The 15,900-nt window shown below is 49.7% G+C and carries 13 protein-coding genes, 1 other RNA gene, 1 pseudogene and 1 riboswitch; of the genes and pseudogenes, 8 read left to right on the forward strand and 7 right to left on the reverse strand.

Translation table 11 applies throughout. The features are described 5' to 3' along the window. Position 1: 1 nt before the first annotated feature. The 5 genes from Q8M75_RS01100 to Q8M75_RS01120 all read right to left on the reverse strand — a co-directional run bounded on the left by Q8M75_RS01100 (position 2) and on the right by Q8M75_RS01120 (position 6,250). Positions 2-934, reverse strand: a complete 933-nt coding sequence (locus tag Q8M75_RS01100) for a methionyl-tRNA formyltransferase (protein WP_305485288.1) — start codon at positions 932-934, stop codon at positions 2-4. After that, positions 935-2,182, reverse strand: coding sequence for a formyl-CoA transferase (gene frc, locus Q8M75_RS01105; RefSeq protein ID WP_305485290.1), 1,248 nt, complete (start codon positions 2,180-2,182; stop codon positions 935-937). It abuts the gene before it with no gap. A 218-nt stretch (positions 2,183-2,400) separates the two neighbouring features. Then, positions 2,401-3,651, reverse strand: a complete 1,251-nt coding sequence (gene frc / locus Q8M75_RS01110) for a formyl-CoA transferase (RefSeq protein ID WP_305485292.1) — start codon at positions 3,649-3,651, stop codon at positions 2,401-2,403. Positions 3,652-3,691: 40 nt separating this feature from the next. Then, positions 3,692-5,401: an oxalyl-CoA decarboxylase gene (oxc, locus tag Q8M75_RS01115; RefSeq protein ID WP_305485294.1), complete on the reverse strand. Its 1,710-nt coding sequence runs from the start codon at positions 5,399-5,401 to the stop codon at positions 3,692-3,694. Positions 5,402-5,632: 231 nt separating this feature from the next. Then, positions 5,633-6,250 (reverse strand): Crp/Fnr family transcriptional regulator, encoded by a 618-nt coding sequence (locus Q8M75_RS01120; protein WP_305485297.1) that lies wholly within the window; start codon positions 6,248-6,250, stop codon positions 5,633-5,635. Between the two features lie 74 nt (positions 6,251-6,324). Then, positions 6,325-6,538: riboswitch (cobalamin riboswitch) on the forward strand. A 149-nt stretch (positions 6,539-6,687) separates the two neighbouring features. On the opposite strand from Q8M75_RS01120, the gene Q8M75_RS01125 reads away from it, so the two are divergent. The 8 genes and pseudogenes from Q8M75_RS01125 (at position 6,688) to Q8M75_RS01155 (ending at position 12,954) form a co-directional block, all read left to right on the forward strand. Further along, positions 6,688-8,622, forward strand: coding sequence for a TonB-dependent receptor domain-containing protein (locus Q8M75_RS01125; RefSeq protein WP_305485299.1), 1,935 nt, complete (start codon positions 6,688-6,690; stop codon positions 8,620-8,622). Positions 8,623-8,631: 9 nt separating this feature from the next. Beyond that, entirely contained in the window at positions 8,632-9,522 is an 891-nt protein-coding gene (locus tag Q8M75_RS01130) for an ABC transporter substrate-binding protein (protein WP_305485301.1), read from the forward strand. Between the two features lie 11 nt (positions 9,523-9,533). Next, positions 9,534-10,502, forward strand: a complete 969-nt coding sequence (locus tag Q8M75_RS01135; protein ID WP_305485303.1) for an iron ABC transporter permease — start codon at positions 9,534-9,536, stop codon at positions 10,500-10,502. Next, a complete protein-coding gene (locus Q8M75_RS01140) occupies positions 10,499-11,269 on the forward strand; it encodes an ABC transporter ATP-binding protein (protein ID WP_305485305.1) in 771 nt (256 codons plus the stop codon). Before Q8M75_RS01135 ends, Q8M75_RS01140 begins: the two co-directional genes overlap by 4 nt. A 55-nt stretch (positions 11,270-11,324) precedes the next feature. Then, on the forward strand, positions 11,325-11,603 hold the full coding sequence (locus Q8M75_RS01145) for a hypothetical protein (RefSeq protein WP_305485307.1): 279 nt from the start codon (positions 11,325-11,327) through the stop codon (positions 11,601-11,603). Beyond that, positions 11,584-11,811, forward strand: a pseudogene (locus Q8M75_RS10100) (cell division protein ZapA); the annotation flags it as partial. The gene Q8M75_RS01145 and the pseudogene Q8M75_RS10100, both read left to right, overlap by 20 nt. A 102-nt stretch (positions 11,812-11,913) precedes the next feature. Further along, positions 11,914-12,132: non-coding RNA, 6S RNA (gene ssrS, locus Q8M75_RS01150), on the forward strand. A 3-nt stretch (positions 12,133-12,135) separates the two neighbouring features. Continuing rightward, on the forward strand, positions 12,136-12,954 hold the full coding sequence (locus Q8M75_RS01155; protein ID WP_305485309.1) for a sulfite exporter TauE/SafE family protein: 819 nt from the start codon (positions 12,136-12,138) through the stop codon (positions 12,952-12,954). Between the two features lie 5 nt (positions 12,955-12,959). Here the strand turns inward: Q8M75_RS01155 and Q8M75_RS01160 are convergent, their stop codons facing one another. Beyond that, entirely contained in the window at positions 12,960-14,483 is a 1,524-nt protein-coding gene (locus Q8M75_RS01160) for a malonyl-CoA synthase (RefSeq protein WP_305485311.1), read from the reverse strand. A gap of 98 nt (positions 14,484-14,581) precedes the next feature. Beyond that, entirely contained in the window at positions 14,582-15,886 is a 1,305-nt protein-coding gene (locus tag Q8M75_RS01165; RefSeq protein WP_305485313.1) for a malonyl-CoA decarboxylase, read from the reverse strand. Positions 15,887-15,900: the final 14 nt, after the last annotated feature.

Below are 15,900 nucleotides of genomic sequence, written 5' to 3' on the forward strand. Positions count from 1 at the left end.
CCTAGGCAGTAAAAAATTGCTCTACCGCTAAGCCAAGGCTTTTAGCTAACTCTGCACCGCTGACTTTACCAGCAGGTCCTTTGGCTTTTAATACCTCAATCTGACCACCATGGCAGGCCACAAAAAAGGATTCGGAACCAATCGCCGTGATTTGCCCAGGCTTACCTTTGACGGCGCCGTAGGTCGCCGTGACGTGTTTCTTGACGTCATAAATCTGTACTTTTTGTTCGCCAACCATGGTCCAAGCGCCAGGCGCCGGATTGCAGGCCCGAATCAAGTTATGGATCTGCGTAATGTGGTTTGACCAATGGATGCGAGCGGCCGCCTGATCGAACCAGCCTTCGTAATTAGCAAGGGCCTCGTCTTGCACAACCTCTTGGTGCTTGCCTGCAGCAACCAGATCAGCAGCCTCTAATAGCGCCTGCACCCCAAGCGGAAATAGGTGATCAAAGTAAACCGATCCCAAGGTATCGTTCGCGCCAATGGCGACCTCTTTTTGCAAAATCACTTCGCCCTCATCCAGACCATCGGATGGCCGGAAAATGGTAAGGCCTGTCTTGGTCTCGCCTAAAGCAATAGCCCAGTTAATGGCGCTGGGACCACGGTACTTTGGCAGCAATGAGGGATGGTATTGAATCGTGCCCAAGCGCGGTATCTTGGCGAGCTCTTGGGGGACAAATTGCAACACATAGGCCATCACGCAAATGTCTGCGCCGCTGTTGCGCATTGCCTCAGCCGCCTCTGGCCCCTTGAGCGAGGCAAATTGCAAGGGCACGAGGCCTTTCGCAAGAGTTGCCTCTTTCAAAATCTCAGGCTTGGTGGCTTTGGGATTGTCCGGAGGACAAAACACCGCAACCACCTCGTCACCACGCTCTAAAAAGGCCTCTAAAGCAGCCTTACCAAAATCTTGACTGCCGATTAGAGCAACTTTCATCTAGATCACTTTCCGATGGCGTAAATCGATCAGATCGTCGATGTTAAATCCGAGCTCTTGCAAGATCTCATCGGTATGTTCACCAAGCAATGGTGAACGCGTGACGTCAGTTTCGCTATCGGACAACTTGATGGGGTTGCCCACGGTTAAGTACTTGCCCCGAATCGGGTGATCGACTTCAACAATCGTGCCGGTAGCGCGCAAGGCTGGCTCTTCGGCGATTTCTTTCATCGACAGAATTGGGCCGCATGGCACATCATATTTATTCAATGTATCCATCACCTCAAACTTGGTTTTGGTCATGGTCCATTTTTCGATCTCACCAAAGATTTGCATGAGCCTTGGCAAGCGCGCCATGGGAGAAGAGAAGTCATGGTCAGTAATCCACTCTTCTTTGCCAATCACCTTACAAATCGCTTCCCATACGGCAGCCTGAACGACGACATAAATGTAGGAGTTGGGGTCGGTTTCCCAGCCTTTGCATTTCAGAATCCAGCCGGGCTGTCCACCACCAGACGCATTGCCGGCACGAGGCACTGCTTCACCGAAATGGCCATTCGGGAACTGCGGATACTCTTGCATGGTGCCATTGCGCTCGAGGCGCTGCTGGTCGCGCAACTTCACGCGGCACAAGTTCAATACGGCGTCTTGCATCGCAGCCTGCACACGTTGACCACGACCCGAGTGGGTGCGCTGATACAAAGCTGTAACGATACCTAAGGCCAAATGCAAACCGGTTCCACTATCGCCAATCTGCGCGCCCGTTACCATTGGCGGGCCATCATCAAAACCAGTAGTGGATGCTGAGCCGCCTGCGCACTGCGCTACGTTTTCGTATACCTTGCAGTCTTCATAAGGTCCTGGACCAAAGCCTTTGATCGATGCCATGATCATGCGTGGATTGAGATGCTGTATGTGCTCCCAAGTAAAGCCCATGCGATCCAAAGCACCTGGAGCAAAGTTTTCCACTAAGACATCGCACTCTTTAATCAAGCGCTCGAGAATATCCTTGCCCTCAGGAGTTTTGGTATTGACTGTAATCGAGCGTTTATTGTGATTCAGCATGGTGAAATACAAACTATCCGCATCGGGTATATCGCGTAATTGACCGCGGGTAGCATCACCCTCACCCGAGCGCTCCACCTTAATTACATCCGCGCCAAACCAAGCCAATAATTGGGTACAAGTTGGCCCCGATTGAACGTGCGTGAAATCGAGGATTTTCACCCCCTCAAGTGCTTTTGCCATAACAGTAGTCCTAATAAGAATTGAAATTTTGAATTAATCAAATTCTACCAGTCGGCACTACCCTGAATTCCAGGTGCGCCACAGGCCCTGTATCCCCTAGTTATCAAGCCCTGAAACTGGATTTCGCATTGTGCGATTTAGCCTGATTCTGGGTAAATTAAGCAATAAAAAAGGCGCCCACATGGAGCGCCTTAAAGGATCAAACTAATTTATTGTTATTAAACTGCTTTTGCCGCGTGCAGCTTGGCAATATCGTCTTTTCCGTAGCCAAGGTCAGCCAAAACCTCATCGGTGTGCTCGCCTAAAACTGGGGATGGCTTCACTTCGATCTTCAAATCAGAGAACTTGATTGGGCTACCAATCGTCAGATACTTACCGCGTACCTTGTGATCGACTTCCACAATCGAACCACTTGCACGCAAGTCTGGTGATGCGGCTAGTTCTTTCATCGATAGTACAGGGGCGCATGGAATATCAAACTTACGCAAGATATCGACTGCTTCGTACTTGGTCTTATCTTTGAGCCAATCTTCAATGGTTGCGAAGATGTCAAAAATCTTGTCTTGACGCGCTTCTGCAGTCATGTAAGCAGGGTCGGTTGCCCACTCTGGACGACCTAAAGCCTTGGTAATTGGCTCCCAAGCGTGACCTTGAATGGTGAAATAAATGTAGGCGTTAGGATCAGTTTCCCAGCCCTTACACTTTAAAACCCAACCTGGCTGACCGCCGCCGCCAGCATTACCGCCGCGGGGTACAACGTCGGAGAATGTGCCATGGGGATACTGTGGGTACTCTTCCAAGTAACCAACGCGATCCAAACGCTGCTGATCGCGCAACTTCACGCGGCACAGGTTTAATACTGCGTCTTGCATCGAGCAAGCAACCTTCTGTCCACGGCCAGTCTTCTCACGGTGCATCAGCGCGGTCAAAATACCAATCGCCAAGTGCATACCAGTGTTGCTATCGCCCAAAGCAGCAGCAGATACGGTAGGAGGACCATCCCAGAAACCGGTGGTGGAGGCTGCGCCGCCAGCACACTGAGCTACGTTCTCATACACTTTTAAATCTTCGTATGAGTGGCCATCGCTGAAGCCCTTTACCGACGCCATAATCATGCGTGGGTTCAGTTCCATGATGCGTTCCCAAGAGAAGCCCATGCGATCTAAGGCGCCTGGACCAAAGTTCTCGACCATGACGTCAGAAACCTTAATCAACTTCTCCAATACTTCCTTACCTTCTGCGGTCTTGGTATCCAATGTCAACGAACGCTTGTTACCGTTGAGCATGGTGAAATACAAGGCGTCAGCATCTGGAATATCGCGTAATTGGCTACGGGTTACGTCGCCAGATCCAGGACGCTCTACTTTGATTACGTCCGCGCCATACCATGCCAACAACTGGGTACATGCAGGGCCTGCTTGTACGTGTGTGAAATCGATGATGCGGATTCCGTCTAATGGCTTGCTCATATTAAATCTCCTTAGGGTTGCGTATGACTTAGCTCGTCAATTACTTCTTTGTAGCAGTACTTGCTGGGTTGAGATTCGTCAGGCGGCCACTTTCGGTGCCTGCTGTTTCATCAATGACAGCATTGATTAGTGCTGGCTTGCCTGCGGCTATTGCCTCAGTCAATGCCTTCTCTAATTCCTGCGGGGTGGTGACGTTGTAACCGATCCCACCAAACGCTTCCATCATCTTGTCATAGCGTGCGTTTTTCACGAATACGGTTGGGGCAACATCAGCGCCGCCGGTTGGGTTTACATCGGTACCACGGTAAACACCATTGTTATTGAAAATCACAGTGGTGATTGGTAAGTTGTAACGGCAGATGGTCTCGAGTTCCATGCCGCTGAAACCAAAGGCGCTATCACCTTCCACTGCGATAACAGGCAAGCCACTGGTAACTGCTGCACCAATCGCATAGCCCATACCAATACCCATAATGCCCCATGTACCGGAGTCAAAGCGCTTACGTGGCTTGTACATATCGACAATCGAACGGCAATAGTCGAGGGTATTCGCACCTTCGTTAACGAGGTTGACATCGGGGTTTTTCTTCACAACATCACGAATCACACGCAATGCACCATGGAAGTTCATTGGCGATGCTTCTTTGGCAAGTGTTTCTGCCATCTTCGCCATGTTCTTGTCTTTCTTCTCATTAATTGCGCTAATCCACTCTGCGCTTGGCTTAGGTACCGATGCGATACCTTTCAAGAGTTCGCCTACGCATGAGCCAATATCACCAATCAATGGAGCGTCGATTTGAACGTTGCTATCGACTTCGTTTGCCTGAATATCAATTTGGATAAATTGCTTACGCTCTTTACCCCAAGTCTTGCCTTTGCCGTGAGCAAGCAACCAGTTCAAGCGGGCGCCAACTAACAACACTGCATCGGCCTCGGCCAAAACGTATGAGCGGGCTGCAGAAGCAGATTGGGGATGGTTATCAGGCAACAAGCCTTTGGCCATCGACATTGGCAAGTAAGGGATGCCGGATTTTTCGATCAAGGCCTTGATGTCTGCGTCAGCCTGTGCATATGCAGCGCCTTTGCCCAGGAGAATCAATGGACGCTTTGCGCCCTTCAATATGTTTAATGCGCGCGCTACTGCATCAGGCGCTGGAATCTGACGAGGCACTGGATCGATTACCTTGAAGATCGATTTCTTGGCTTCAGCAACCGACAAGGTCTGCGATAAGAGTTGTGCCGGCAAGTCCAAGTAAACGCCGCCTGGACGACCCGATACCGCAGCACGAATCGCACGTGCAATACCAATGCCGATATCTTCTGCGTGATTAATACGGTAAGCAGCTTTGGCATATGGCTTGGCTGCATTGAGCTGATCCATTTCTTCGTAATCGCCCTGCTGCAAGTCAACGATCTCGCGTTCGCTTGAGCCGCTAATCAGAATCATTGGGAAGCAGTTCACAGTTGCGTTGGCTAAGGCAGTTAAACCATTCAAAAAACCAGGCGCAGAAACGGTCATGCAGATACCAGGCTTCTGTGTCATATAGCCGGCAATGGCTGCGGCATTTCCTGCGTGCTGCTCATGGCGGAAACCAATAAAGCGCAAGCCTTCAGCTTGAGCTAAGCGGCACAAGTCAGTAATAGGAATGCCCACCAATCCATAAATGGTGTCAATGTCATTTGCCTTAAGGGCGTCGATAACGAGATGGAATCCGTCAGTGAGTTCTTGGTTTTGATTGTCGTTTGTCATAAAAGTTGTATTGGTTAGATTGCTTCACTCCGTTGGCAAGGCAATTTAGCTTCTGTCTTGTGTCTCCGATTAAAAATGCACCTAAACCCAGGGAATTAACAAACTGCATTTAGGTGGATGCATCTTAGGCTTGGGGGTGTAGATCAGCATTGACTTGCGTCAATTTCCTTTTAATTCCAATAAAAACAAGGCTTAGAGCCTGCTGGAGGCAAAGCCAAATCCATATAAAAACTAGACAAATAGATCTTTGTGCTTTGTTTTTAGGCGACTTAGGGTCTCGGGGGACAAATTCAAATAGGCTGCAAGCTCTTTTTTGGGTAAAAGTCCAAAAAGGCTCTCGTACTTACGCAGAAAGCGCTCCACGCGGCCTGGTGCATCGAGCATATGCAAGGTAATGGTGTGGGCCATGATTTCACTCATCAGGCGCATTACCTCAAACTCAAAACTCTCTTTGAGGGGAACATGATTCTCTAGGAACTCAGTCCACTTTTTCATGGGCATGCGCGCAACCCTAGCCTTGGTAACGCAAGCAATACTGTAAGGGGCAGACTTCTTGAGGCGCCATGCGGCATAGCTGGTTTCGATGTCTTTTTCGATCGAAAAACGCAAGATCATTTCTTTTGCATCCGAACTTGAAACGATGCGCTTCAAAATACCATCCAAAATAAAGTACTGCTCCATTTGATGGTCGCCCTGGTGCAACAAAATCTCTGATTTTTTTAGGTCAGAAATCACCAGATGGCGCTCTAGTTCGGCCATGCTTGCTGGATCCAGATGCTGCAAGACGATGTTTTGACTCAGCTGCAAGCGAATCAGGTTTTTTTCGAGGTGTTTGTCTAGTACTGTCATGTTTATTATTGTTTTTACTATGCCATTGTAGGCTCAGTTAGTAAAAACCCCAATATTTGGAGGTCTTAAATGCAGTAGAATTGAAATGTTATGGTGCTTTATTGCATTGCAATAAAGTTAAACGGGAAACACTACTCAAACGTGTGCTGCCCCCGCAACGGTAAGCAAATGTGCCTTGTAGCGAGGTACGGAGAACTTGGATATAGCCACTGTGCGCGTCAATCGCATGGGAAGGTCAAGTTCTTAAATTTGCCAGCCCGGATACCGGCCAAAACAGGTGGAATTTTGCGGACGGGGATCCTTCGCGCGCCGATAGAAGCGTTCGTACGGATTCCGTGCGCCGCACATATTGACGTTCTGGACTCACGCCCATGAAGTTCTGTTCGACTCGGCTAACGGGGAAGTTGGCCTGGTGATTCGACGGCAGAAGGTTCATCATGAAACAGCAGTTCAGAAATACCCAGTGCAGATTTGCGCTGTTAGCAACGCTTTTATCGAGTGCTATTCCATTTCAAAACGCAGCAGCACAAGCATCATCGGTATCGGTATCCAATTCAGCAGACCCGCTCAATCCAATTGTTGTCACGGCAACACGAACACCCACTAAGGCAAGTGATGTTCTTGCAGACAATATCTACATTGGCCCAGAGGAAATTGCACAGGCAGGACAAACTAGCCTAGTGGAATTACTTCAGAGGCAACGGGGCGTCGAGATTACTGGTGGCACGGGTAGCGGGGGTAGCGGCACGAGCGTTTTCTTAAGGGGTACCAGCAACCAACAAACCTTACTCTTGATTGACGGCGTTCGCGTTGAGGCAGGCTTTTTGGGTGGGCCATCATGGTCCGCCATTCCCCTTGCAATCATTGACCACATTGAAATTGTTTTTGGGCCACAAAGCAGTCTTTATGGTTCAGATGCCATCGGCGGCGTCATTCAAATCTTTACAAAAACAGGGGATGGGCCCTTTCAGGCAAGCGCATCGACTGGATACGGCACCTATGGAACAACCATCTCAGAGGCTGGGCTATATGGCCGCGGGGGTGAAGATGGAAAGATAAAGTATTCCATCAGCGCTACTCAAGAAGTTTCATCGGGCTTTAATCTAATTGCAAAAAATAATCCATTTCGCTCAAGCTCCAACACTAGCCAAAATATGGGCTATACAAGGGATGGCGGCACAGGAAAAATTAGTTACGAGCTTGGCAAAGGCCAGGAAGTCGGATTGCAATTTTTTGCCAGCCGACTGAAATCCCAGGCTTCAGCAGATCCAACCACGCTTGCAGAGTCGATAGGTAGTGTCAGTAGTTTTTCAGTTTTCTCTAGAAATCAGATTACAGATATTTGGAAGAGTTATCTACAGGCATCTCAGTCATATGACTCTGGCCAAAATTTGTTTTATAACTCCCTTTACAACACCAAGCAAAATATTTACACATGGCAAAACGATATTCAAATTGGGAAAGATATTCTTCAGCTATTAGCTGAGCGAAGAACGCAAAATGTTTTCTCTGATGATGTCAATTACAACACCTCCTTCCAGCAGGAGCAGTTTTCGCAAACACGAAATACCAATTCGCTCGCCGGCCTATATCAACTAAATCGAGGGCCGCATTTAGCGAATCTTTCGTTTAGGAATGATGGCATTACAGGCTATGGCTCTCAAAATACCGGCGGAGTTTCTTATGGATACTTCTTTACGAAACAGCTGAGAATAAATGTCAATTATGGAACCGGCTTTCGAGCCCCAACATTCAACGACCTCTACTACCCAGGGTACGGCAACACCAATATTCAAGCAGAAAAAAGTAAAAATACCGAGGCGGGTATTCACTATGAGTCCCGTACATATGATGCCCGAATCGTTGCCTATAACAACACGATTACCAATTTAATTCAATCGTCTGGTAGCAATACCAGCGCCTGCGCCCCAGGTGTTTATGGCACCTCTGGATGCGCGACCAATGTTGGGGCTGCCAAAATTACAGGCCTCTCGATTGGCGGGGCTTTAAGAACAGGAAATTTCAGTCTCAGAGGCTCATTCGATCAACAAAACCCAATTAATGAAACATCGGGCGAGGTATTAGCAAGGCGAGCAAAGCAATTTGGAAATGCGGGAATTGACTACCAAAAAGGCTTGATCAAAGCTGGAGTGGAAGGAAGCTTTGTAGGAACACGCTATGACAGCTATCCTGCCGGCGCAGCAATGGGAGGGTATGCAGTATTTAATCTCTATGGAGATTATCAATTAATGCGGGATTTATCTCTTTTTGCTCGCTGGAATAATGTATTCAACAAAGACTATCAATTGAGTTATGGATATAACACGCCAGGTTCAAATATCTTCGTTGGCCTACGTTATGCGATGAAGTAATTTTTGCACATGAATATCACACGACAAAAGCGGAGCAAGAATTTACTGCTTAGTATTGCAGTGTGCTTTTTATTTGTCAGCACTTACACATCAGCAAGCATTGCTATCAATGATGATCGGGGAAGTGAGATTCGTCTGGCGAGCCCCGCCCAGCGCGTAGTCAGCATGCTGCCCTCTCTGACTGAGTCTGTTTGCTCTCTGGGTAAGTGTTCGGTTTTGGTTGGAGTCGATCGATTCTCCAATTGGCCCAAGTCCGTTGATGCTTTGCCACGCTTGGGCGGTATTGCCGATGCAAACATTGAGGGGATTGTTCGCCTAAAGCCAGACTTAGTCTTGGTTGAAAAATCATCCCCTCTGATTGCGCGCTTGCAGTCTTTGGGTGTTTCAGTAATGGCATTTGATGTCCAGTCGATGGCCGATGTGCAGCGCACCTTACGGAAGTTGGATGTGGTTTTAGGCTCTACTGAATCAGGCGCTGTATGGGAACGCATCCAACTGGATATTGCTCGGGCGAGTCGCGCCTTATCGCCTTCGCAAAAAGCTGCGCGCGTTTATTTTGAAGTAAACCCGGCGCCATTTGCCGCCGGCAAAACGTCCTTCATTGGCGAATTACTCGATCGACTGGGTATGCAAAACATTGCTACGGAAAAGATGGGGGCGTTTCCGAAGATCAATCCAGAGTTTGTAGTTCAGTCCAGGCCCGATTTGATTATGACGACTGAAGCTTCGGCGAAACAATTGGCACAGCGGCCCGGCTGGAAATCCATTCCAGCGATTCAGAGCAATCGGATCTGCTTCTTTTCGGCAGCACAAAGTGACGTACTGGTTCGCCCTGGCCCGCGCATGGGTGAAGCGGCAAGCCTTATCGCGGATTGCGCGATGAAGTCACTGCCCAAGTGATAGTCTGCGGTATGCGCCCTACTTTATTGCCCCGTGTTCTGGCCTTGCTGGTGATCAGCATTGCATTGCTATGCTTGGGTGCATTACTGGGTAGTGGTGGATTTGCCTGGAGTACTGACGCTGCAATTGTTTTTGACATCCGTGTGCCGCGCTCAGCCGGGGCATGGCTGGCAGGTGCACTACTAGGCTTAGCCGGTGCGATTGCGCAAGGTGTATTTCGTAATCCCTTGGCTGATCCGTATTTGCTTGGTAGTGCGTCTGGAGCCTTAATGGGGGTTGCGCTTGTTTTAGGTTTTTCTCAGGCGATGACGGATTCTGGGATTGATTTGATTGGACTGAACAGCGGTGCTTTTATTGGTGCACTCGTGGGCGTTGTTGCGGCGCTGATTCTGGCTGGTGGTTATCGCAGTTCCTTGCGACTTTTACTATCGGGTGTCGTAATTAGCGTCATCCTTGGCGCCGGCAATGCACTCTTTACCTTTGTTCGCCCCGACCTCTATCAGCGCTTTCAGGCATTCATGCTCGGCAACACTAGTCTGCTGGATTGGTATGGCGTCTTGCTCATGCTCTTGGTTTGGCTTGCGTGTATCGCAATCGCATTACTCTTGAGTGCGGCATTAAATGCCCTGAGTCTTGGAGAAAGTACTGCTAAAACGCTTGGCCTTCCGATTGATCAAATGCGCCTGGGTTTAATTGCTGTTCTTGCGCTGGCTACAGGTGCGGCCGTTGCGCAAACTGGGCTGATTGCATTCATCGGCCTTGCAGCACCCCACTTGGTTCGGCGCTTTGCCAATGGCTCGCAGCGCATGCATCTGCTGATGTCTAGCTTGGCAGGTGGCATCCTATTGCTGGCCTCCGATTTACTAGCGCGTACGGTCTTAGCCCCCCTGGAACTTCCCGTTGGAATAGTTACTGCAGTACTGGGAGGCTCTTATTTGCTGTTATTACTTCGGCGTCAGACTTTAGGGATGAGCACATGAGCCAAATAGAGCTACGCAATGTGTCTTTATCCCGAAATAACACCGTTATTTTGCAAAACATGAATTTGATCATCCCCGGGGGTGAGTGGACTAGCATTGTTGGTCCAAATGGAGCAGGCAAATCCACCCTCGCTCAGGCCCTTGCTGGACTCTTGCAATATGAGGGCTCGATTCAGATTGGGGGAGCAGAGCTGCATTCGATTACAAACAAGGCACGCGCGCAACAGATTGCATGGCTTGAGCAAGCAATGGCAACACCGGATAGCCTTGATTTTGGTCTGCGGGTATACGACATTCCGATGCTAGGTCGGTTACCCCATCAAAACTGGCTTTCTATTCCAAGTGCTGAAGATCACCTTGTGGTGGAAGAAGTGATGCGTCAAACGGCCGTGTGGGATTTGCGCGAGCGCTTTTTTAGTCAGCTCTCGGGGGGCGAGCGCCAGCGTGTTTTACTAGCTAGGCTCTTTGCTACTCAAGCCAGCATTCTCCTGATGGATGAGCCGATTGCCAACCTAGATCCGCCGCATCAAGCCGATTGGCTGCAATGGCAAACTACGCTCTCCGGTCAGGGCAAAACCAGCATCACCGTTTTGCATGAAATTCAGTTTGCCTTACAGGCCGAAAACCTGATTCTTGTGGGCAATAAAGGGGTCTATCACCAAGGCAAAAGTGATGATCCACTAACCCATCAGGCTTTAATTGACCTATTTGACGGCCGCATTGAGCTAAGTAAGCTAGGCAATCGCTGGGTTGCCCTGGCTCGCTAGTCAAGCTGGCATTTGAGCAATGCTCATGGCCAAATTCAGGGGCTACAATGGAGTTATGAGCGATGCATTCCAGTCCGCCGAGTCCTCCTTGGGTAATTTAAACCAAGCGATAGCTCGCCTAAAAGACAAACTTACTTTGGCTACAAAAGCCATAGAAGAGGCACGCCAAGATCGCGCGCGACTCGAAACCAAGATAGCCGATGCGCAAAATCGCATTCAACACATTTTGAGCCGACTGCCCGAGCAAAACGATACGCGGCAACTGAACTTGCTAGCAACGGACGAACCTAACCCCACCATTTCAGGCGATGATCATGAGCCAACAACGCATTGAAGTCACGCTCGCCGGTCAAAAAATCACGCTTGCCACTACCACTGAGCATGAGCCCCTATTGCGCGAGGCCTGCACCTTGGTTGACGAACAAATTCAGCTAGCGATTACAGGTGGTAACCGCAGCATCGAGCGTGCCACCATGATGGCTGCCCTGAAGCTTGCCGGTGATCTGATTTCAAGTAAACGTCTGGCCGCAGATACTGCTGCGCAGCTATCAATGCAATCCGCTGCAATCCATCCAGATGAGGTAGCTCGGCTCGAAGCGGAAATCAAAGGCCTCGAGTTACAAGTGGATGCATTGCTGCAAACCCTTTCCCTGCCTGGCTCGCCAAGGCCAATAGATCTTTGAACCGATGCGCAAGCATACGGAGCGATCTTTGCAATGTGGGCGTGAGCGTTTCGCAACCGTACAGTGGCAGCCTCGAGCTGTTCACTCCCTGCGCTGCTTAGTGCACCCGAAGCATGGCGGCCGCTCCACCTTGAACCCGAGGGTTCAGGATAAGGGCCTAGCGGCTAAGGCGGGGAATTCAGTTTGGAATTAATCGACATTCTTATTTTGCTTGCATGTGGCGCAGTGTCTGGCGTATTGGCTGGCATGCTCGGCATTGGTGGGGGGATGATTCTTGTACCCTTCATGATTATTGTCTTTAATCACCAGCAATTTGATCAGAGCATTATTGTTCATATGGCCATTGCTACTGGCATGGCAACCATTCTCTTCACATCGCTTTCCGCGATTCGGGCACACCACAAACATGGCACCATCGATTGGAAACTGGTGACCGCTTTGGCACCCGGCATTATTGCGGGCGGCCTCATTGGCGGCAGTGAATTGTTTGATGCTTTTCCAACCAGCTGGCTCTCCTTGTTTTTCGCGCTCTTTATTGTCTACACCTCAATCCAGATGTTTATCAATAAAAAACCAAAACCAGGGCGTCAACTGCCGGGAAAGCTTGGTCTCTTTTCGTTTGGCGCTTTTACGGGAGCATTGTCCAGTCTTTTAGGCGCGGGTGGCGCATTTGTCACAGTGCCCTTCATGATTTGGTGCAACGTGAGTACGCATACAGCGATGGCATCCGCTTCGGGCCTAGGCTTTCCAATCGCAGTCGCAGCTACCATTGGTTACGTGGTGGGCAGCTGGAACCACCCGGGGTTACCGGCAGGCTCTATCGGCTACATCTACTTGCCTGCTGTTGCCTGCATTGTTGCAGCAAGTATTTTTACCGCACCGCTTGGCGCCAAAATGGCGCGGAGCATGAATACCGTAAACCTCAAGCGGGTGTTTGGCGTCATGCTGTTTTTCCTTGCGGCCTTCATGTTTAATGAAAGTCGCAAGGCCTTTGGCATGTAATTGACTTACGTGGTGTATTGCTGACGCAGAATATTTTTTTGTACTTTGCCCATCGCATTGCGCGGCAGATCTGAAACGATTTCAATGCGCTTGGGCACTTTGAAGTTGGCAATTTGCCCCTTTAGTGCATCAATCATGGCTTTCGAATCCAGCTTAGCGCCTGGCTTAGCAACTACGATGGCCATAACTGCCTCACCAAAATCCGGATGCGGCACACCAATCACCGCACTCTCATCGACGCCATCCATGTCATCAATAAAACTTTCAATTTCTTTTGGATAGACGTTGTAGCCGCCTGAAATGATTAAGTCCTTGCTACGACCGACGATGCACAAATAATTGTCTGGCACTTTGGCGCCGTTGGCTATGCCGCCGAAACGACCAACGTCGCCGGTTTTAAACCAGCCATCGGCAGTAAATTCTTCGGCTGTTTTTTCTGGCATGCGCCAGTAGCCCTTAAATACATTCGGTCCTTTAACCTGAATGCTGCCAATCTCGTTGACTGCACATGGCTTATTGTTTTCATTCACCACACGGACTTTCACGCCTGTGAGGGGCAAACCTACCGAGCCGCCAACGCGCGCGCCTTTGTATGGATTCGAAACCAACATAACGGTTTCACTCATGCCATAACGCTCAAGAATGGTTTCACCGGTCAACTCTTTAAAGGTATTGAACGTCTCGGTGAGGAGCGGCGCTGATCCAGAGACAAAGAGGCGCATATTACGGCATACCGCCTTGGTAAAGTTTTTGTCGGCCAAGAGGCGAACATAGAAGGTGGGCACGCCCATCATCACGGTCGAGCGCGGCATGTTCTGAATCAATGCCGCGGTATCGAGGCGAGGGAGCCAAATCATTTTGCTGCCGTTGATTAAGGCACCATGGGCTGCAACAAACAATCCATGCACATGAAAGATCGGTAAGGCATGCAACAACACGTCGCCTTTTTTCCAGCCCCAAAACTTCTGCAAGACGAGGGCATTGCTGCTCAAGTTCTTGTGCGTGAGCATAGCGCCTTTACTGCGGCCAGTCGTGCCGGAGGTATACAGAATCGCAGCCAGATCATCGTCACCACAGGCGACGGTTTTAAAACGATCGCTTTGTACGGCAGCCCGGTCTAACAGGGTTCCGGTGCGGTTGTCATCGAGCGTAAAGACGTGGTGGGTGCCTGACTTAAAGGCAATCTTCGATACCCACGAAAAATTCTTGCTGCTGCAAACCATCACTGCGGGCTCGGCATTTTGTATAAAGTATTCGATCTCGGCAGCTTGGTAGGCGGTGTTCAGGGGCAGGTAAACATAGCCGGCTTTGATAGTGGCCAAATATAAAAATAGGGCCTCAGGTGATTTTTCAACCTGAACCGCAACGCGCGAGCCCTTCGGTATGCCCAGTCCCTGGAGTAAGTTGGCCATCATCGCGGTGGCACGCTCCAGATCGCTCCAGGAGTAATACAAACCATCGTGCGTCTCTAAGGCGCAGGCCTGACGATCTTTTGGAAACCCTTTTTCTAATACCGAATACAAATTCATGACTACCCCACAGCAAACAATTGATTGGCACAACGCCAGAACCCAGGGAGTTCTGGGTGACTAAAGTTCCATTTTACGGTCTAGCAGGTATGGATGGGCTAAACGCTCATGAGCTTGGCTACCGCCCTGGAATACATGATTTCGCCGTTCACAAAGCGCTCATGGTTATCTTCCACGCTCGAGAGGTCATATAGGTAATTGACCATAATGCCGGCAGATTGACGCAAGCCCTTGCGTGATAAATCACCAGCCCAATTAATCAGATGTAACTTAGCGCCATTACCTAAATGAAACTTCGCCACCGGATTACCCTCGCGCCCAGTAGAGGCAAGTCCCAAGTAAATAGCCGTAAGGCAGAGCAATGCCTCCTTCTCCTTTGCTGAGGCATTGTCAGGATGCCAGCCACTGCTTAAACGCTCGGCCCAGGATTGTGCATTCAGGCCCAAGGCCTGCAAAGCACTGTCTCGCTTGCTCTTTAAGGCAGGCTTGAGGCGATCAGGCGGTACACCATCACCTAAGTGAGCACCCGCAGCAATCCATTCGATTAAACCAGGCACGGGTGAGAGCGTAATAAAGGTTTTTAAGCTTGGGAACTCCTGGTGCAGCTGCTCAGCAACCCGCTTAATTAAAAAGTTACCCATCGAGACGCCGCGCAAACCAGGCTCACAGTTGCTGATGGAATAAAACACCGCCACCTTGTACTGCTGCGCCTGAGTTACTGTCTCGGCTTTTTTATCCACCAAGGGCGCAATCGCCAGTGGCACCTCCGGCAGCAAAGCAACCTCCACAAAGATCAATGGCTCATTAGGTAGCTGGGGATGAAAGAATGCAAAGCAGCGCCGGTCGGGCTGTAAACGGCGACGCAAATCATCCCAGCCATCAATGGCATGCACCGCCTCATGTTGGATTAGCTTTTCCAAAACCTCGGCAGGCGACTTCCAATCAACCCGGTGCATTTTTAAAAAACCGGGATTAAACCAAGAGGACAGTAGATGGCGCATATCAAAATCCACGGCAGCCAGTTCCGGTTTTTTGTCCAAGAGTTGCAATAAATCGCGGCGCATTTCGACAACGGCAGCCGTGCCATTAAGACCCCGGTTCAAACGACGCATAAATTCTTGGCGGGGTGACTCCGATACTTTTTGCAAACGAATGTAATTGCGGGCATTGGCTTCTGCTGCAAAGGCTTGCGATGCTGCCATCACTTCCGCTGGATTGGGGCTGAGTTTATCAATCAGGGCAGTAAAAAATTTAACGTGCTGGTCTTTGGTGAGCTTGCGGTAGTTCTCAATCACGTCGTTGGCCATGCTCACCGCATTGGATTCTCCGCGCTCAGAAGTTAAACGCTGCACCGCACTCAGTGCTTTGGATAAATGGCGGGTTTTGGTAATTAACTCCAACATAAAGCATCCTTAGG

Source organism: Polynucleobacter sp., from assembly GCF_030693775.1.
GTDB lineage: Bacteria > Pseudomonadota > Gammaproteobacteria > Burkholderiales > Burkholderiaceae > Polynucleobacter.